The organism is Geodermatophilus maliterrae (assembly GCF_041018925.1).
GTDB classification, from domain to species: domain Bacteria; phylum Actinomycetota; class Actinomycetes; order Mycobacteriales; family Geodermatophilaceae; genus Geodermatophilus; species Geodermatophilus maliterrae.
The window spans coordinates 1-17,352 of sequence record NZ_JBFNXQ010000103.1; the positions used below are offsets into that span (position 1 = coordinate 1).

The window sequence follows — 17,352 nt, forward strand, 5'->3', positions numbered from 1 at the left end:
CGGGTTGTGGGAAGCGCCTGGGGAAGTGTGGACGACAAGCATCGCCGGGCCGGTTGGCAACCGCACTGTCCGGAGCCGGGGACGAGGACACCTCCAGCCGTCGCAACCCGGCCCCACGGCCGGCGAAGGGTCATTTCCGCACTGAACTACGCGGAATACCGGTGCGGCAAACGGCGGCGGGAGCCTTTGCGGCGTCAGATGCGGCCGGTCTCGTGGGCCCACATGGCGACCTCGACGCGGTTTCGGGCGCCGAGCTTTCGCATGAGGCTGGCGAGGTGGGCTTTGACGGTGCTGGGGGTGATGTAGAGCTCGCTGGCGATCTCGTTGTTGGTGCGACCTTGGGCCACAGGCAGGAGGATTTCCTCCTCGCGGGCGGTGAGCGGTTCTATCGGCTGCCTCGGTGATGAGGTCTGTGCGTGGGCGAACGCTGCGAGCAGCCGGACAGTCACGCTCGGTGCGATCAGTGCGTCTCCGTCGGCGGCGGCGTGGATGGCCTGGGTCAGCAGGGCGGGTCCGGCGTCCTTGAGCAGGAACCCGCGGGCGCCGGCTTTGAGCGCCCCGTGGACGTACTCGTCGAGGTCGAAGGTGGTGATGACCACGATCGGCAGGGGGTCGGTGACGTCGGGGCCGGCGAGGCGTCGGGTGGCTTCGATGCCGTCCATCAGGGGCATCCGGATGTCGAACAGGCCGACGTCGGGGCGCAGCTGGAGCGCCAGGCGGACTGCCTCGCGCCCGTCGGCGGCCGCGCCGACCACGTCGATGTCGGGTTGGGCGTCGAGCAGCATCGTCAGCCCGGTGCGCACGATGGGCTGGTCGTCGGCGATGAGGACCCTGATGCTCATCGTGGCGTCCCGGTTCGGGGCAGGACGGCCTCTACCCGCCAGCCCCGCTCGGCGGCGGGGCCTGCGTGGAAGGTGCCGCCGAGCAGTGAGGCGCGTTCCCGCATGCCCACCAGGCCGTAGCCCGCTGGGGCGCGGCCGCCAGCGGCGGAGCCGTCGTCGTCGACGGTCAGCCGTACCCGGTCGGCGTCGCCTGTGACGGCGACGGTGACCTGGGTCGCGTGGCGGGCGTGCCGTCGAGCGTTGGTGATGGACTCCTGGGCCAGGCGGTAGATCGCGGCCCCGACCGCCGGGCTGAGGTCGTCGAACTCGCCGGAGAGCGTCACCTCGACGCAGGGACGGGCCTGGCCATCGGTGGCGAGCTGCTCGACCTCGGCCACGCCGGGCTGCGGCGCGAACTCGGTGTCCTGCGAGGCGCGGAGCACGCCGACGATGGCGCGCAGCTCGGTGAGGGTGCGGGTCGCTGCGTCCTCGATGACGGCCAGGGCCTCGACGGCACGCTCGGGCTGGGAGGCCGCGATGGCACGTCCTGCTTGGGCCTGGATGGCGATGCCCGAGACGTGGTGGGCGACGGTGTCGTGGAGCTCGCGAGCGAGCTGTTCGCGCTCGCGGGCCTTGGCCTGGTCGATGTCGCGGATGCGGAACTTCGCGCGATAGCGGATCGCGGCGCCGAGCGCGGCGGCGGACAGGAAGAACGCGTACGCCCCGACCGTGCCCAACAGGCTGGTGGGGTCGGCGACGGTGGTGATGGGCTGCCAGAGCAGGATGACGCCGAGGCCGATTGCGGCTTCCCGACCGGAGCCCCACCGGAACAGGGCGTAGGCCAGGATCAGCGCCGCGGACACGCTGTTCAGCAGGCCGCCGTGCGACTCGGTGAGGATTCTGACGCTGTCGACGATCGTCAACGTGCCGAAGGAGACCACAACTGCGACGAGCGGGTGCGTGCGTCGCCACAGCAGGGGGCCGAGGAGCGCGAGCGTGTCGAGCAGCAGCAGCGGGCGCGGCGCCAGGTCCTGGCGAAGCACCGCTTCCACGAGGGACCAGCCGGCCATTGCTGCGACCAAGGCCCAGTCCCGCGGCCCCCGGTCCGGGGCATTCGTGGGTCGAGGTTCGACCCACAGCGCGTGGAGTGCGCTGGTGGCCATCTGATCAGCCTAGGCAGCCCGCGTGCTCGGGGTATCGGCCGAAAGTACGAGAGCCCGGCTGTGCGAACGGCCAGGTCGAATCAGGCTCCGGGGCTGATGTGCCCGCCGCCGGCATCCGTGAAGGTGGAAGCACCCACCCGATCAAGCCAAGGAGCCTTGTGATGAGAACGCCTCAATCCCACACCGCACGAGAGAATCCGCCATCCCGCAGCGCGCTGGAAGATCTGCGCATGCCCGTGCAGGCCAAACTCGCAGCCGCATGGACCAGCCTCATGTTCCTGTACATCTACGTCGACTACTTCCACCTACACAAGCCCGGCGTCATCGACGACCTCCGCGCCGGCGTTATCTTTGTGCTCGACATCAGCCCGACGTTGTTGACCATGATGCTCGCGTCCGTGGCGATCCCGGCCCTGATGGTGATGCTCTCCATGACGCTTCCCGCCCGGGTGAACCGCGCCACGAACCTCGTCGTTGCATCGCTCTACATCCCCTACTCGATGATCAACGCGCTAGGTGAGTCCTGGGACTGGGCCTTCTTCTACGGCCTCTCCATCGGAATCGAGCTGCTGCTCCTGGCCTTCATCTTGCGCTCCGCCTGGACCTGGCCACGCCGCACCGCATCACCGGCGACCCTGGCAGCCCGCCTCGACAGCGAGCCGCTCCGCACGCCGCAGCAGGCCTGACTGCCCGCCCCGGGGCCCGACCGTCCTTCGCTCGCGCCACCCGCGGGCACGGTCACCTGCCTCAGCGTCCGCTGCTGAGCACTCCGTCCCACCCCATCCGCAGAAGAGGTCCCGGTCATGATCGAGGCACGCGAGCTCACCAAGCGCTACGGCGGCACCACCGCCGTGCACTCCCTCAGCTTCACGATCGCGCCCGGGGCCGTCACCGGGTTCCTCGGCCCGAACGGCGCCGGCAAGTCCACAACCATGCGCATGATCATGGGACTGGACCGGCCGACGTCGGGCACCGTCACCGTCAACGGCATGCCCTACCGGCAGCACCGTGCCCCGCTACGCGAGGTCGGCGCCCTGCTGGAGGCAAGCGCCGTGCACCCCGGCCGCAGCGCCCGCTCGCACCTGCGCTCCATGGCCGCCACCCACAACATCAAGGCCTCCCGGGTCAGCGAGGTCATCGAGATGACCGGCCTGGCCGGGGTCGCGACCAAGCGCGTCGGAGGGTTCTCCCTCGGCATGGGCCAGCGCCTGGGCATCGCCGCCGCCCTCCTGGGCGACCCCAGGACGCTCATCCTCGACGAGCCGGTCAACGGGCTCGACCCCGAGGGCGTGCAGTGGGTCCGCGAGCTCGTGCGTGCCCTGGCCGCCGATGGACGAACCGTCTTCCTCTCCTCTCACCTGATGAGCGAGATGTCCCAGACCGCCGACCATCTCCTGGTGATCGGCCGCGGTCGCATCATCGCCGCCGGCTCGGTCCAGCAGGTCATCGACTCCGTCGGCGGCGGCGCGGTGCGGGTGCGCTCCCCGCGCGCCGGTGAGCTCGCCGCCGCTCTGGCCGCCAACGGTGCGACCGTCACCTCGCTCGAGGCCGGGATGCTCGAGGTCAGCGGGAGCACCGCGGAGCGCGTCGGCGAGGTCGCCTTCAGAAACGGGCTGCTGCTGCACGAGCTGTCCCCGTGCCGCGCCAGCCTCGAGGAGGCGTACATGAGCCTGACACAGGACGCGGTCGAGTACTGCGCCCACACCACCCCCACCACTTCCAGGACCGCGAAGACCGAGAACCGATGAGCACCCTGACCGCCGACCCCCCGACGACCTCACACGCCGCCACCCCGCCCGCCGCCGCGCAGGTGCAGCCCACCTTCGCGGGGGTCATGCGCGGGGAGTGGATCAAGCTGCTGTCCCTGCGCTCGACGTGGTGGGCGCTGGCCTCCACCGTCGCAGTGATCACGCTGGTGGCCCTGGCCGCCGCCGCGTCCCTGAACGCCATGGCCGACGACCCCGCACTGGCCCCGGGCGTCGAGCAGATGCACGGCGCCGAGGTCATCTCCAGCGGATTCCAGTTCGGGATGCTGACCATCGCCGTCCTGGGCGCCCTGCTCATCACCGGCGAATACGCCACCGGCATGATCCGCTCCACGTTCGCCGCAGTCCCGACCCGGATCCCGGTCCTTGCCGCCAAAGCCCTCACCCTGGTCGTCCTGACCGTCGTCGTGACCCTCGTCGGCGTGACCCTGTCCTACGTCCTCACCATGCCCCAACTCTCGCAGTACGACCTCGTCCCAGCGCTGGACGACCCGGGCTCCTGGCGCGTGTTCGGCGGCGCCCTCTACTCCCTCATCGCCGCCGCCCTGTTCTCGCTGGGCGTCGGCACGCTCCTACGCTCCACCGCTGCCAGCCTGACCGCTGCCCTGACCGTGCTGCTGCTGCTGCCCGGCATCCTCAGCTTCATCCGCCTGGACTGGGTAGAGACCATCGTCAGCTACCTACCGCTGCCGGCGTCCTCGGCGTTGCTGACCACCGGAGCAGCCGAGACTCAAGGTGCCTACCTCTCCACACAAGCGAGCCTGATCGTGATGGCCGCCTACGCTGTCGTCCCTCTCGCGGCGGCCGCCGTCACGCTGCACCGACGCGACGCCTGACGCCCTGCATTCGATACCCCAACGAGCAGAGCACTAGGACCGCGGAGATCCTGGCCGCCACCGAGCATCTGGTGCTGCGCCGAATGACCAACGATGACGCCGCCGCACTGACGGCGTACCGAAGCGACCCGGTGCAGGCCCGCTGAGAGTCATGGGAGACGCCAGACCCCCTCGAGAGCACATTGATGCCGCACACGACGCCCTCAAGACTTCGCGAACTGTGGGCACCGTGTGGGCGCGGGACCCGAACCTCAAGATCAAAGATCAAGCGGCACGCTGTTGACCTTGGTATTCATTGGTGGGGCGGGTGGGGCTCGAACCCACGACCCGGGGATTATGAGTGCTCACGCACTGTGCGCTGTGCTCACCTGGGTCGACGCAGGTCACGCGGGAGCGTAGGTCGTCGAATACTGGGGTCTTACGCAGATCGCTCCAACCGACCTGCACCCGCTCAGGCGGCACGGTCCGCCGGAGTGCCGGGACGTAGTGGCGCTGGCGTCCAGTGAGCCCCGGTGGGGACCGACCGGGAGCCATGGACGTTCCTCTCTCCTCCTAGCCTGGAGGCCCATTTCGATAGCTGAAGCAGCCCTGTCATCTGGCCCGAGGCGTGTCGGCGCCGACGGTTCCCGCGATGGCCGCACGCCGTCGGCGGTCGGCACCCGAGGACGCAGGCCGCGCGTGATCGCTGACAGCGGGCGGGACGGCGGCCGAAACGGCTCCCAGCGCCTGTCGTGGTGACGCGGTCGCCTGAACGTCCTCCGGGTCATCCGTGCCAGGTGGAGCGCGGATGCCGCGCCGTGTCTCCGGCTCTTGTCAGCACGGCAGCGCTCCGTCACCTTGGTTAGGTAACCAACCAGGAGGCCCACGTGTCAGCCAGGCGGGAGGCGATCGTGGCGGCAGCGCTCGACGTCATCCAGGAGGAGGGGCTCAGCGGCTTCACCCAGCCGCGGGTCGCCCGGCGTGCCGGGCTGCGACAGAGCCATCTCACGTACTACTTCCCCACGCGGGCCGACCTGCTGCTCGATGTTGCCGACGAGGCCGTGCGCCGACGGATCGAGGCCCTGCGCGCGGCGGTGTCGGCCGAGGAACCGGCGGCGAAGGTCACCGGCCTCGTCGACGTGCTCCTCGACCCCCGTCAGACGCGGATCCTGACGGCGCTCACGCAGAGCGCCGATGCCGACCCGGGAGTACGCCGCGCATTTGCCGCACTGGGCGCCGGGATCGCTCCACTCGGCGCCGAGCTGATCACCTCCTTCGGCGCCGAGCCGACCGAGGCCTCACTCGCCCTGTTGCAGGCGACCTCCACCGGCATCGCCGTCCTCGCCCTGGCCACCGGTGCAGAGGCGTTCCGCGGCCGCGCTGAGCAGGTCCTCACCCAGTTGCTCACCGGCCTGAGCACCGAACAGGACTGCACCTGACTGCCCACACCGCCCGCAGCACCGACCCAGGAGAGGCACCGGCATGAGCACGCACATCCCCCTCAGGGGCTCGACCGCCGGCCGGCAGTACGCCGGATGGGAACCACGCGCCGTTGCGATGGAAGGGCTCGGGAATCGCGTGCTGGTCGACCAGCGCGTCTCGGTCGCCGGAGGCGCCGAGCTGCACGCCGACGTCTACGTCCCCCGAGCACCGGGCCGTTATCCGGCCGTCGTCTCCTTCGGCGGCTACGCCACCGAGAAGGCCACGGCGGGCATCCCGGCCGGCTCGAACGAGATCGGCTCACCGCCGGTGTTCACCGACCGCGGCTACTGCCCCGTCGTCGTCGAGCGCCGGGGGATGGGCCGCTCGACCGGCGAGCAGGTGATGTTCTTCGATCCGCAGGACGTCGACGACCACGAGGCGGTCATCGCCTGGGCAGCCGAGCAGCCGTGGTGCAACGGGGAGGTCGTCCTCTTCGGCACTTCCTATTACGCCGTGTCCCAGCTCAGCGTCGCTGCGCGCAAGCCGCCGGCGCTCAGGGCGCTGTTCTGCAACGAGGTGTCGACCGACCTGTGGCGCCATTTGGTCCACTTCGCCGGAGTACCTGCCTGGTTCTTCGTCGCCATCTGGATGGGTGCGAACTACGCGCAGGAGAGCTACGACGAGCGCCTGTCACCGGACCGTCGTGCGCTCCTCAGCCAGGTCACCAACGGCCCGCTGCACCCGCTGCTCGAGCGGCTGGTCCACCACCGGGTGTCGGGGATGTTCCAGTCCTTCGAGACCGCCACGCCCGTGGAGTTCATGCGCCGCATCTACGCGGCCTGGATGTTCGACGAGAAGACGCGCGCGCAGGCGACGATTCCCGAGGGCCCCACTGCCACGCTCGGCGACGTCGAGGTGCCCTTCACGGTCGTGCAGAACCTCGGGTACTTCAACCTGCACCAGTTCGGCTGCTACGACCTGGTCGCCAACGCGGGGACACGTGCCGACTCCCGATGGCTCATCCTCGCCCCGCCCGCGTACGACCTGCCGGTCTACTCGTGGCAGGGCGAGGCGCTGGCCTTCTTCGACCACGTCCTGCGCGGCACCGACAACGGCTACGCCGAGCAGCCGCACGTGCGCTACTGGGTCGAGGGCGCCGAGCGCTTCGACACCGCCACCGCCTTCCCGCCCGCCGGCGGGGAGGTCCGGCGTCTGTACCTCGGGCCCCCGGACGGGGACGCCGTCACCCACCGGCTGAGCCGCGAGGCGGCGACTCAGGGCTCCGGGTCCTGGGTCGCCGTCCCCCTGGGGCTGCCGCAGCTCGGCGGCCTGGACGAGGTGGTCGACCAGGTCCTCGCCTTCGATCTGCCGGTTGGGGAGGACACCCGGCTCGCCGGTCCGGTCACCGCCCGACTCACCTACAGCTGCAACGAGATCGACTCCTACGTCGTGGCCCGGCTGTCCCGTCTCGACGCCGCAGGCGAGTGCCACCAGCTTTCCCTCGGCGCGATCCGTCCCGTGTCCCGCACCGAGGAGGAGGGACGCAGCACGCCATTGGAGATCGCCATCGACGCCGGCCGCCGACAACCCCTCGTCCCGGACGAGCCGGTCGTCCTGCGCTTCAGTCTCACGCCCGGGCCGACGCTGCTGCGCCGCGGTGACGTCCTGCGGCTCGAGCTCGCCAGCCGGATCGACCTGCTGCGTGCAGACCCGAGTGAGGGCTACGCGCAGTTCGACATGCCCGTGCCGCCCTACCCCTGCCGCAACACCGTGCACTTCGGTGGTGACAGCTGGATCGAGGTCACCGAGGTGCCGCTCCTGGCGCCCTGATCTGACGGCCGGTGGAGGAGACGCAGCCACGCCCGGGCGGCTTCATCGACGTGCCTCAGCAGCACGAGCGAGGCCGGCTGCCCTGCGTGCGCATCCGGTCCGTCATTCCGCGCCGGTCGCGGTCCGGAGCCTCGGCAGGACCTCGGCGGCGAAGAGCTCGTTCGAGGCGGCCAGGACGTCGGGGTCGGCGTCCCGGGAGCCGGGGACCACGATGATCCGGTCGAGTCCCAGGTCGATCAGCTCCCGCAGCCGGGTGGTGCAGTGCTCGGGGGAGCCGGCGACGGCAAAGTGGTCGAGGAAGGCGTCGGGGAGCAGTGCCGCCTGCCCTGCCGTGGTGAGCCCGTGTGCCGCCTCGTCATAGGCCGCGCGCACCCGCTCTATCACGGCACGGTCGTCGTCCGGCACGACGTCGTGCGGACCCTCGCTGACGAAGTGCGCGAAGATCGCCGCGCTGCCGCGGACCAGGTCCCGCGCCACCGCGGCGTCCGGGTGGACGGCGACGTTGACGAAGGCGCCCAGCGAGAGCGGAGCCCCCTGGTCATGGACGGCGTGCCGAGCCTCGGCGACCGCCCACGCCACCCGCCGCGGATCGGCCCCCACGGTGAAGTCCACCCGCCCACAACGGCGGGCCCCGATCGCGATGGTCGTCGGACCTGTCGCGGCCACCGACACCGGGACCTCATCCGCATGGAAGGGCTCGATCCACCCCATGCGGGCGGCGACCCCACCGCCGGAGAGAACGGCCCGCCCGCCGAGGAAGCCCTGCAGCTGGTCGAGCCCCCGTTCCAGTTCCTCCGTGGTGGCCGGGTGCAGGCCCAGCTGCCGGACCGCCGAGTCGCCTCGACCGAGCACGACCACTACCCGCCCGCCGGACTCGATCTGCAGCGTCGCGAGGGCCGACGCGGTGACCGCCGGATGGCGGGTCACCGGGTTGGTGACGGCGGGACCGAGCCGCAACCGCCGCGTCGTCCGGGCGGCGAGAGCCAGCTCCACGTAGGGATCACCCACGAGGTTCTCGCTGTCGGCGAGCAGCAGGCCGTCGAACCCCCAGGCCTCCGCCTGCACCGCCAGCGCGCTGGCCCGGCGTGGGACAGGGAACCCGTGCAGCCAGAACTCAGTGCTCATCGGGCCCCGCTGGCCCGGCGATCGGCTGCAGTGGCGGACGGACGGCCCGGTCCCGGGCGCGGTTCCGTCGGGGACAGGGCCGTCCCACTCCTCGTCGCGGCATCTCCTCGGCGGATGGACACGACACCCCCACATGGCACGGTCGATGCCGACGCGCGGCAACGTAGCGGTCGCCGGGTCGGCTGTCGACGATCCTGGCTCGTGACGAGACCGGCGGACGGTCGTGCAGCCGTCGGGAGCGCTCCGGATCGACGGCGCCTGGCAGTTCGCGCACCACCGGCCGGATGCGCCGCGACGGGGACGACGGGCAAGGGGACCGGGGATTCCGCTTGTCCGGACCCACGCCGCACCGGCAGGCTGCTGCCGTGCAGGTCCCGCTGACCGCCGAGGACCGGGTGATCCTCGCGCTGGAGGGTCCCCAACTGGTCGGCCACACCGCCACGGTGGTGCACCTGCCGGAAGGTGCCCCGGACCTGCGGCTGCTCCGCGACGCGGTCGCCCGGCGGCTGCCGGCCGCGCCCCGGCTGACCTGGCGCCTGAGCGGGACGTCCGAGGAGCCGGTGTGGCGCCCGGACGAGGTAGACGTCGCGGCGCACGTCCGGGCCGTCGACGGTGCCGGCCCGCTCGACGAGGCGGGCGTGCGCACCGTCTTGGCCCGGCTGTTCGGAGAGCATCTCGACCGTGGCCGGCCGCTGTGGCGGATGGACGTGCTCGGCTCCCTCGCGGGCGGCGGCGCGCTCCTGGTGTGGCGGGTGCACCATGCCCTGGCCGACGGCGGAACGGTCATGCGCCTGGCCGATGACGTGCTGTGGGACCCGGCGCCGGCCGCGGATGACGCGGGGGAGCACCGCTCCGAGACTGACACCCCCCGGACGTCCGGAGTCGGTCCGGGACGTTCCTCGCTGCCCGGTGTGCTGACCGGCGAGCTCCTCCCCGGACTGCGTCGCTCGCCGTTCGACGCGCGGGTCGGCCGCGAGCGGGAGGTCGCCCTCGCCGTGGCACCGGTGGCGGCGCTGCGCGAGGCCGCTCGCCGGCTGGCCGGGGCGACGCTCAACGACGCCGCGCTCGCGGTGGTGGCCGGTGCGCTGCGCCGGTGGCTGGAGGACCGGCACGGGCCGCTCCACGGGTTGACGGTGAAGGTGCCGGTGACCCTGCACCACGACGGCGACGAGGTCGGCAACCGCGACTCGTACTTCCGGGTGGACCTGCCGGTGGACGAGCCGGACCCCGTGGCGCGGCTGCTCGCCGTCCGCCGAGAGACCGCGCAACGTAAGGCCCGCCACGACGCCCAGCAACTGGACGAGCTCATGGACCGGCTGGCGCGACTCTCACCCCGCCTGGCCGGATGGTCGCAGCGGCTGCAGCGCAGCGGGCGCTCGTTCGCGCTCAACGTGTCCAATGTCCGGGGACCCGACCGGCCGGTCACCGTGCTCGACGCGCCTGTCGGCGCCGTTCAGCCACTCGTCGAGGTCGCGCAGCACCACGCGCTGCGGGTGGGGGTGCTGTCGGTCGCCGACCGGTTGGGGTTCGGGCTGGTCGCCGACCCCTCGGTGGTCGGGGACGTCGACGTGCTCGCCGCCGCGGTCGAGCAGGCGACGGCCGAGCTGCTGCACATCGACCGGAACGGAACCGCGGTCACCTCTGCCGGGTGAGCCTGTTCGGATCACGTGACGGCTGTGCGCGGGCGCGGGGGGAGTGCATCTGAGGCGATCCACCCGACACAGCGGCGAAGCATGCCGCGAGACCGATCGAGCCGCTGACTCGGGACGGGACCGCAGGGCTCTTCGCAGCCGAAGCGGAAGGCGTCCGCGCTCGGTGGAGGAGCGATCGGATCGGTCCCTCCCGGAAGGGACGGTGGCGAGCGGCGAGCGGCCTGGTCGAGCGGGAGGGGTGACGTGATCACCTCCACGGAGCTCGCCGAGGAGCACCGGGCGACCTACGCGCCGTCGCAGGCTGCCAGGGCTGCGGGCGTTCGCCGCCCGGAGCGGTGCGCCGCGGCACCCAGTACACAAGCGCCGTTGTCCACAGTCGAACGCTTCGCGTCGTTGACGCGGGGACACCTCGTGGGGACGGTCCGCGCATGGCGGGGTCGATCAACACGGTCGAGCTGGAAGACGGCACCAAGCGCTACCGGGCCCGGTACCGCGACATCGGAGGCCAACAGCACGAGCGGCGCTTCCGGCGGAAGGTCGACGCCCAGCGGTGGCTCGACGAGCAGACCTCCGCGCTCGTCACGCAGACCTGGACGGCCCCCGAGCGCGGGCGGGTCACCGTGGAGGCCTGGGCGGCACAGTGGCTCGACGCGCAGACCGGCCTGAAGCCCAGTACGCGCTACCGCTACGGGTCGCTGCTGCGGTCGCAGGTCCTCCCGCGCTGGGGTCGGTAGCGGTCGGCCGACGTCACCCACGCCGACATCGCCGCCTGGGTGGCGCAGATGAGCGACGGCGGCCTCGCGCCGGCCACCGTGCGCCAGGCGCACCGCGTCCTGGCGCTCGTCCTCACCCTCGCCGTCCGTGACGGCCGCATCCCGCGTAACCCTGAGGTCGGCGTCCCGCTCCCTCGGGTGCGGCGGGCCGAGCCGCGCTTCCTCACCCGCGAGCAGCTCGAGCGGCTCGCCGAGGCGGCGGGGGAGTACGGCGACGCCGTCCGGCTGCTCGCCTACACCGGGCTGCGCTTCGTGAGCTGGCCGGTCTGCGCGTCCGCCGCGTCGACTTCCTCCGCCGCCGGCTGACGATCACCGAGAGCGCCACCGAGGTCGGCGGGACCGTCGAGTTCGGATCGCCGAAGACGCACCAGCAGCACACCGTGCCGTCCCCGTCGCGCTCGCCGAGCCCCTCGCACGCCGGTGCGAGGGCAGCGTCCCGACGACCTCGTGATCACCTCGCCCGAGGGTGCAGTCCTCCGGTCCGGCAACTTCCGGCGCCGCTTCTTCGACCCGGCGGCCACTGCAGCAGGACCGGAGAACGTGAGTCCGCACGATCTCCGGCATACCGCGGCCAGCCTCCTGATCGCCTCCGGTGCCCACGTGAAGGCGGTCCAGCGGATGCTCGGGCACGCCTCCGCAGCGATGACGCTCGACGTCTACTCAGGCCTGTTCGACGACGACCTGAGCGCCCTCGCCGAACGCATGGGCGCCGCCCACGACCAGGCGGTCACGGAGCGTGTTGTGGGCGCCATGGGCGCCGGCCGAGATCCGCAATCTCGACGACCAGCGACCACCGCGCTGACATGCGGTTTCGTGTGTGGGGCGGGTGGGGCTCGAACCCACGACCCAGGGATTATGAGTGCCCACGCCCTGTGCGCTGTGCTCACCTGCGTCGACGCAGGTCACGCGGGAGCGTGGGTCGTCGAATACCCGAGTCTTACGCGGACTGCTGAACCGACCTGCACCCGCTCAGGCTGCATGGTCGCCGGAGTGCTGGGACATACGACCTCGTGCGTGGTTAGCGGCGGGCCGTCGTCGACCCGGCCAGGGTCTCTTCGATCACGCGGCGGTGCCGGCCGGGAAAGCTCTCGGCGGGTGGTGAGGCTGATCAGGTCTTGGGGCTCGTTCCTGGCTGGAGACCAGGCCGGCGACCGCGGGCAGGATCGTGTCGAGGTGGTCGCGTCGGCCGAGGTGTCGGGACAGGGCTCGCCAGTTCTTCAGGTGGCTGATGCCGTGCTCCACGTGGATGCGCTGCGATGCGTGAGCTCTGCGCTCGGCCTCGTGCGCCGCAGCGACGGCGGGGAAGACCGGGATCTGGTTCTTCCGCCGGGCCGGGCGTGGAGTGATGGCCGCGCCGGCGGTCTGGGTGCTCAGCCCCTGGTAGCCGGCGTCGGCCAGCAGGATGACGCCGGGGATGAGGGCCAGCAGCTCGACCAGACCGGCCTGGCGGACCTGCGTCAGATCGTGGACGGAGCCCGGGCGGGTTTGCCCGCAGAACAGCAGCCGCCCGACGGCGTCGGTGACCACCAGCGCCTTGACCGTGTTCGCGCGCGCCTTGCCCGAGACGAACCGCTGCCGGCCGGCCGGCCCGACCGGCCGCCGGGCGGCGCACCCGCACCTCGGTGGCATCGAGCAGACCCACCTGCCCGCTCGCCCTCAGGTGAGTGACCACGTCGGCCAGGGTGCGCAGCCGGACCCCGCCCCCCACGGTGCAGCCGCGCTCGGCCAGCAGCGGGCGCCCTCCCCGACGGCCCGGGTGATCGTGGAGCGAGAGACTCCAACCAGCAGGCCAGCACATCGTGGGTAACTCCGTGGCGCAGGTGCACCAAGGTGGCCAGCAACCGGTCAATGAACACCAGCCGGTGCCGCGCGCCCGCCCCGATCGCCCGCTGGCGCGGCCGATCGGCCAGTCGCGCGTCCTGGCGCGTCTGCCATTTCGGCCCGAGCTCAGTGACCAGCTCGGCGAGCACTTCCTGGGACAGTCCGGTCACGCGGCGATCGGCGACAGCAGCGGCACGGGCCAGCGTCCTGGACACATCACGAGCCTGCTCCGTCCGTCACGAGCAACCCGTCCCGCTAACCATGCACGAGGTCGTAAACCATCCTTCACGCTGGCCAGGGCGACCATCTCCGAGCGGCTCACTTGAACATCCCTCTCGGTCGCGGACTCTGCGCGGGTCCTGCTCGCCGACGTCTTGACAGGACTACGAGCATCTCAGCGAGAAAGTCGGAAGGAGCGTCGAGGGTGAGCAATCATTGGGTTCCATGGGATTCGCCTCCGTCCAGCGCTGCTATCGTCCAGGCGATCCAGACGCGCGCCGCGAGCCATCCGTACATGAAGCCCAACGCCGCGCCATAGATGGCGAGCGCCCCGACGAATGCAGAAGAAGGATCGTCGACCCCTAATTCTTCGGTCATCCCATTGAAGAGTCGCCTTGCGGCAGGTCCTATATTACTGACTTGCCCCAGGGTCACCCCGACGAGAACCTTCGTCAGCCAGTCTGATATCTGTTCCAGGTTGGTGTTCGGCAGCGTCTTGCCGGGCGTCACCGATGGCACGGGATCGCCGCTCGCAACATCACGACCAGCGTCGTACACCGCTGTCGTCGTGCGAGGGACACCGAAGAGGAACCCTGGCAGCCCGCCGAGCACCACTGCGGCGGCTCCGAAGAGGAACAGCATGCCCAGGACGCGCAGGCGCAGTTCCGGAGGCGTCGTCGATGAGTAGGCCACGATGCTTGAGATCCCGACCAGTGCGGCAGTGGCGAAGACCGACGCCTGCCATCGCAGAGCGACCTTCAGCCGGCTCGACAGGCCAGCGGCAGTTGTCGGTCCCTGGTCGTCTCGGGAGTTCATCGTCCCCCCGAATGGCCGACCGCGCTGCTCGGGGGTTCCCAGTGCCGTGGCCGGCTCTTCAATCATGTCGGGGACGTCCCGGGTCGTCGTGCCGTTGGTGAGGGGTTGGGGATCCCCTGCGGTTCGGTCATGAGGCCATCACCGACAGCCCCACCGACGGTGGGGACTGGGCGGGACACCTCAGGGATGGCGGTAGCCCATCTTGTCGAAGTCGGGGTCGAGGTCGGTACGAGGGCCGCGCCGGTCGAGATACACGCCGAGGCGCGGTGGTCGGTACGACGGATCCTGCTGATGGCGCAGGACCGCCGTCGAGGCAACGCGCTCCGTCCGTGCGTGGTCCTCGCCGATCCTGCGGTGGTGCTTGAGGGACAGTCGGTAGAAGCGAGTACGGGACTCCCGGAGTGGGCCGTCGTACTTCGGCACCAAGCGGGGACGGTTGTCGCCGGGCGGTTCCCCTGGCGGCAGCGGGGGAAAGCCGTCCCGGTTGAACGTCAAGTGGCACTCCTGGGCTCGCTGCACCATCCACAGCAGCGCGATGTCGGACAGTGAGGTGTCGGCGTAGCCGCCCCCGACCCCACAGTGCACACCGGAGAACCAGACCTGCTCGAGTCGCTGATCGGGGGGATGCACGTCGTCCTCGTGCGGTTTCCAGAGCGTCGGGTGGAAGGGGCCACGCTTCTCGTCGATGGCGAGAGCGTGGAAGGCGTTCTTCACCTTGGAGCTGAGCTTGGTGTCGTGGAAGGCCCAACGCTTGTTCAGCCATCCCAGGCCTCGGACGGGGATGCCCAGGGCACCGACGGTGTCCCAGACGCCGATGAAGGTGATGTCGGGCTCGTAGGAGTACGAGCGACGGAACAGTTCGGACTCGGTGCCGCGGGGTGGGCGCCTCGATCTCGGTACAGCTTGTAGGCCTCGTCGATACGGGAGGCATGCTGCCGCTTTAGCACGCCGCAGTTGCGCACAAATCCGGCCGTGCTGCGCGCGGTGAAGGCTCCTCGGCTGAAGCCGAAGAAGAACAGCTTGTCGCCCAGGTCGTAGTTGTCCACGATGGCCCTGTAGGCCTCCTTGACGTTGCGGGATAGTCCGACCCCAAACGCGCCACCGCGGATTCGCTCCCCGCGTGCGGTGCCGACGCCGCGCAGGTAGTAGACGCACTGCTCCAACCCGTCCTCGCCCTTCTCCGCCACCTCCAGGGCCACCTTGGTGACGTTGGTCGGGCAGGGACGTCCCTCCGCCGCTTGGTCCGGCGTGTTCCAGGTGTCGTCGCAGCAGATCACTAGACGCTTGGGCATGGCCCCTCCCTCGGCAGGCGGCCCATCCTGACGTCGGCGGCGTCACCGCTGCGTCAACGCGGCCGGAGTGCCTCTAACCCTGTAGAACACCAATCCCGACCGAACTGGCCAGCCCCGACCCCCGGAGGTGGTCGGGGACGACATCTCCCAGGTGGCGACGAGACTCGCGCGCGCGGAGCCTCAAGAGGCAGTAGCTCAGCTTCAGGAATTGGGGAGCGAACCACTCCGGTGGGGGCCAGGGCGGGTTGTGACGGCAGTAGGCATCCTCGTACTCGGCGGGCGGGACGAGGCTGATCTCGTCGTGCAGCCGTTGGTGATCTGTATGAGTCCATGTCGACGGCGACGGCGACCTCGAGGTCGTCAATCTTCTGCGGAACCCTGGTGGCGGACCAATTGGGCCTTGAACAGCGAGTGAGGCGCGTCACCCAAAGCCTTTTGGCAGAAGTCCCGCACGGCCGACCGGGGCCACTGGGCTGGCTTTCGCTGTGCGGGACGTCGTCCTCTGTTCTGTGCTGCGTTTCCCTGGATCAACGCCTCACTGTGGGGCGGGTGGGGCTCGAACCCACGACCCAGGGACTATAAGAACTTGACCAATGAGCGCTGTGCGCAACAGGCATTGCGCAGGTCACTCGGAAGCGTTGGATAGCTAATCCCCGTCGGTCAGAGAACCGCTGCCAGAAGTCCGGCCCCGACCACGTAAGCCCCCCCGCCTTGTTGCGTCGAGCACGAAGGATATGAGGCCATGCACCGGAAAGACTGGAGAGCTGGCCCCCCAGTGCGGACTCATCGTGAGCGGGCGATGGGCGATTGCGCCTGTATCAATGGCGTCGACGCCACCATGCCCATCGGCGGCGTCGATCGCCATGACTGTGCGGGGTAGTCGGAAGGCGCTCGGTCCGTGAGAGCGGTTCGTGGTCGGTGAGATGACCTCCGGATGGAACCCGACACAACCTCGTCCGTCGGCTGGGTTCAGTAGCGGCACTCGGCCATGGGGGCGGCCTGCGCAGCGAGGTCGCGGTGGTGGGGTCACCAAGTGCGGCGTTGGCTGGCCGGGCCCCAACCAGCGAGCCTTGCTGGGCGAGCTACGCCTCGGGATCCTCGAACTCGGAGGTAACTCGTTCGGCAGGGGACCTGTCTGGGGGCAGGCTCGTGGCCTGCGCCCGGTGCTCGCCGCGCTTGAGCACACCGCGATCGTTGTTCGCCACCGTGGGGGGCTTGCGTCGCGCCTGTGCCGACCGCAGGGCAAGGCGTGCGAAGTAGGCCTTGCGGGCGTGCCCGGCCCGACGAGCCCGCTCGGCCGGGGACAAGACGCCGTCAGGGTCGACCTGGCGGTCGAACCGTTCCAACAGCGCACGACGCGCTGGGGCTGTCCGCGCACTGGGGTCAGCGGTGTTGGCCCACGACTCATGTGCAGCGAGCCGCGCGATGAGGGAGCGGTCGGCGGTCATGTCTCAGAGGCTTGCCCGCTCCTCTCCAGTTCTTCTCCACGGACTTTCGAGGGCGTAGACGGCGACGCCGACTTGCTGGTGGATTCTCCGGTTTGTCTCCGGTCTTTCTCTTCCTTGCCGGACCTACCCCTCGCGGCACGCCGCTTCTGTCCTGGGGAAGAAGGCTGGCCGCGACTCAGTGGGTTCCGGGAGAAGCTGCTGTCAGCGCAGCCCTCGACCACCCCCGAAGCTCGTCGCTACGCCGGTGATCGGTCTCACGGGTGTGTGGGTTGGACGCGTAAGCGAGCGACTGCTTCAGCCCGGCGTGGAAGCTGGAGACCTACTGAAGGACGTCGCTCAACCCGCGTTCCGGAAGGGTGCTGACGCTCGACGGCTCTTGTCGCTCTAGT

General features: G+C 70.4%; 17 protein-coding genes and 1 pseudogene. 10 read left to right on the top strand and 8 right to left on the bottom strand.

Going from position 1 to position 17,352, the window contains the following annotated elements; all coding sequences use genetic code 11:
• Positions 1 to 194: 194 nt before the first annotated feature.
• Entirely contained in the window at positions 195 to 842 is a 648-nt protein-coding gene (locus ABQ292_RS22085) for a response regulator (RefSeq protein WP_369209866.1), read from the bottom strand.
• Complete coding sequence (locus tag ABQ292_RS22090) at positions 839 to 1,984, bottom strand: sensor histidine kinase (RefSeq protein WP_369209867.1); 1,146 nt, start codon at positions 1,982 to 1,984, stop codon at positions 839 to 841. The genes ABQ292_RS22085 and ABQ292_RS22090 overlap by 4 nt, the downstream gene beginning before the upstream one ends.
• A 230-nt stretch (positions 1,985 to 2,214) precedes the next feature.
• Between ABQ292_RS22090 and ABQ292_RS22095 the strand changes: the two genes are divergently transcribed.
• The 5 genes from ABQ292_RS22095 (at position 2,215) to ABQ292_RS22115 (ending at position 7,817) form a co-directional block, all read left to right on the top strand.
• Positions 2,215 to 2,670: a DUF6326 family protein gene (locus ABQ292_RS22095; protein WP_369209868.1), complete on the top strand. Its 456-nt coding sequence runs from the start codon at positions 2,215 to 2,217 to the stop codon at positions 2,668 to 2,670.
• Positions 2,671 to 2,787: 117 nt separating this feature from the next.
• Positions 2,788 to 3,732: an ABC transporter ATP-binding protein gene (locus tag ABQ292_RS22100; RefSeq protein ID WP_369209869.1), complete on the top strand. Its 945-nt coding sequence runs from the start codon at positions 2,788 to 2,790 to the stop codon at positions 3,730 to 3,732.
• Positions 3,729 to 4,586 carry an ABC transporter permease subunit gene (locus tag ABQ292_RS22105; protein ID WP_369209870.1) on the top strand — a complete coding sequence of 286 codons (858 nt, stop codon included), beginning with the start codon at positions 3,729 to 3,731 and terminating at the stop codon, positions 4,584 to 4,586. The genes ABQ292_RS22100 and ABQ292_RS22105 overlap by 4 nt, the downstream gene beginning before the upstream one ends.
• A gap of 866 nt (positions 4,587 to 5,452) precedes the next feature.
• Positions 5,453 to 6,004 carry a TetR/AcrR family transcriptional regulator gene (locus tag ABQ292_RS22110; RefSeq protein WP_369209871.1) on the top strand — a complete coding sequence of 184 codons (552 nt, stop codon included), beginning with the start codon at positions 5,453 to 5,455 and terminating at the stop codon, positions 6,002 to 6,004.
• 139 nt (positions 6,005 to 6,143) lie between these two features.
• The gene (locus tag ABQ292_RS22115; RefSeq protein ID WP_369209872.1) at positions 6,144 to 7,817 is read left to right on the top strand and encodes a CocE/NonD family hydrolase; all 1,674 of its coding nucleotides are present in this window, start codon (positions 6,144 to 6,146) and stop codon (positions 7,815 to 7,817) included.
• Positions 7,818 to 7,919: 102 nt separating this feature from the next.
• On the opposite strand, the gene ABQ292_RS22120 is transcribed toward ABQ292_RS22115, so the two are convergent.
• A complete protein-coding gene (locus ABQ292_RS22120; protein WP_369209873.1) occupies positions 7,920 to 8,942 on the bottom strand; it encodes an LLM class flavin-dependent oxidoreductase in 1,023 nt (340 codons plus the stop codon).
• A 365-nt stretch (positions 8,943 to 9,307) separates the two neighbouring features.
• On the opposite strand from ABQ292_RS22120, the gene ABQ292_RS22125 reads away from it, so the two are divergent.
• From ABQ292_RS22125 to ABQ292_RS22140, 4 genes and pseudogenes are all read left to right on the top strand, one after another.
• Positions 9,308 to 10,594, top strand: a complete 1,287-nt coding sequence (locus ABQ292_RS22125; RefSeq protein WP_369209874.1) for a wax ester/triacylglycerol synthase domain-containing protein — start codon at positions 9,308 to 9,310, stop codon at positions 10,592 to 10,594.
• A gap of 428 nt (positions 10,595 to 11,022) precedes the next feature.
• Positions 11,023 to 11,328, top strand: a complete 306-nt coding sequence (locus ABQ292_RS22130; protein WP_369209875.1) for a hypothetical protein — start codon at positions 11,023 to 11,025, stop codon at positions 11,326 to 11,328.
• A 48-nt stretch (positions 11,329 to 11,376) separates the two neighbouring features.
• A complete protein-coding gene (locus ABQ292_RS22135) occupies positions 11,377 to 11,673 on the top strand; it encodes a site-specific integrase (protein ID WP_369209876.1) in 297 nt (98 codons plus the stop codon).
• 114 nt (positions 11,674 to 11,787) lie between these two features.
• A pseudogene (locus ABQ292_RS22140) lies at positions 11,788 to 12,018 on the top strand (tyrosine-type recombinase/integrase); the annotation flags it as partial.
• A 408-nt stretch (positions 12,019 to 12,426) separates the two neighbouring features.
• Here the strand turns inward: ABQ292_RS22140 and ABQ292_RS22145 are convergent.
• Positions 12,427 to 12,894 carry a transposase family protein gene (locus ABQ292_RS22145; protein ID WP_369209877.1) on the bottom strand — a complete coding sequence of 156 codons (468 nt, stop codon included), beginning with the start codon at positions 12,892 to 12,894 and terminating at the stop codon, positions 12,427 to 12,429.
• Positions 12,825 to 13,223 carry a transposase family protein gene (locus ABQ292_RS22150; RefSeq protein WP_369209880.1) on the bottom strand — a complete coding sequence of 133 codons (399 nt, stop codon included), beginning with the start codon at positions 13,221 to 13,223 and terminating at the stop codon, positions 12,825 to 12,827. Before ABQ292_RS22150 ends, ABQ292_RS22145 begins: the two co-directional genes overlap by 70 nt.
• On the opposite strand from ABQ292_RS22150, the gene ABQ292_RS22155 reads away from it, so the two are divergent.
• Positions 13,179 to 13,514 carry a hypothetical protein gene (locus ABQ292_RS22155; protein WP_369209882.1) on the top strand — a complete coding sequence of 112 codons (336 nt, stop codon included), beginning with the start codon at positions 13,179 to 13,181 and terminating at the stop codon, positions 13,512 to 13,514. The two genes, ABQ292_RS22150 and ABQ292_RS22155, sit on opposite strands and share 45 nt — an antisense overlap.
• A 106-nt stretch (positions 13,515 to 13,620) precedes the next feature.
• On the opposite strand, the gene ABQ292_RS22160 is transcribed toward ABQ292_RS22155, so the two are convergent.
• The 3 genes from ABQ292_RS22160 to ABQ292_RS22170 all read right to left on the bottom strand — a co-directional run bounded on the left by ABQ292_RS22160 (position 13,621) and on the right by ABQ292_RS22170 (position 15,515).
• Entirely contained in the window at positions 13,621 to 14,289 is a 669-nt protein-coding gene (locus tag ABQ292_RS22160; RefSeq protein ID WP_369209878.1) for a hypothetical protein, read from the bottom strand.
• Between the two features lie 114 nt (positions 14,290 to 14,403).
• Positions 14,404 to 15,081, bottom strand: coding sequence for a phospholipase effector Tle1 domain-containing protein (locus tag ABQ292_RS22165; protein WP_369209881.1), 678 nt, complete (start codon positions 15,079 to 15,081; stop codon positions 14,404 to 14,406).
• Complete coding sequence (locus ABQ292_RS22170; RefSeq protein WP_369209879.1) at positions 14,979 to 15,515, bottom strand: phospholipase effector Tle1 domain-containing protein; 537 nt, start codon at positions 15,513 to 15,515, stop codon at positions 14,979 to 14,981. Before ABQ292_RS22170 ends, ABQ292_RS22165 begins: the two co-directional genes overlap by 103 nt.
• Positions 15,516 to 17,352: the final 1,837 nt, after the last annotated feature.

Excerpts from the sequence above, each read along its gene's own strand:
- ABQ292_RS22085 (WP_369209866.1), bottom strand. The coding sequence starts at position 842 with ATGAGCATCAGGGTCCTCATCGCCGACGACCAGCCCATCGTGCGCACC.
- ABQ292_RS22090 (WP_369209867.1), bottom strand. The coding sequence starts at position 1,984 with ATGGCCACCAGCGCACTCCACGCGCTGTGGGTCGAACCTCGACCCACG.
- ABQ292_RS22095 (WP_369209868.1), top strand. The coding sequence starts at position 2,215 with ATGCCCGTGCAGGCCAAACTCGCAGCCGCATGGACCAGCCTCATGTTC.
- ABQ292_RS22100 (WP_369209869.1), top strand. The coding sequence starts at position 2,788 with ATGATCGAGGCACGCGAGCTCACCAAGCGCTACGGCGGCACCACCGCC.
- ABQ292_RS22105 (WP_369209870.1), top strand. The coding sequence starts at position 3,729 with ATGAGCACCCTGACCGCCGACCCCCCGACGACCTCACACGCCGCCACC.
- ABQ292_RS22120 (WP_369209873.1), bottom strand. The coding sequence starts at position 8,942 with ATGAGCACTGAGTTCTGGCTGCACGGGTTCCCTGTCCCACGCCGGGCC.
- ABQ292_RS22130 (WP_369209875.1), top strand. The coding sequence starts at position 11,023 with ATGGCGGGGTCGATCAACACGGTCGAGCTGGAAGACGGCACCAAGCGC.
- ABQ292_RS22135 (WP_369209876.1), top strand. The coding sequence starts at position 11,377 with ATGAGCGACGGCGGCCTCGCGCCGGCCACCGTGCGCCAGGCGCACCGC.
- ABQ292_RS22160 (WP_369209878.1), bottom strand. The coding sequence starts at position 14,289 with ATGATTGAAGAGCCGGCCACGGCACTGGGAACCCCCGAGCAGCGCGGT.
- ABQ292_RS22170 (WP_369209879.1), bottom strand. The coding sequence starts at position 15,515 with ATGCCCAAGCGTCTAGTGATCTGCTGCGACGACACCTGGAACACGCCG.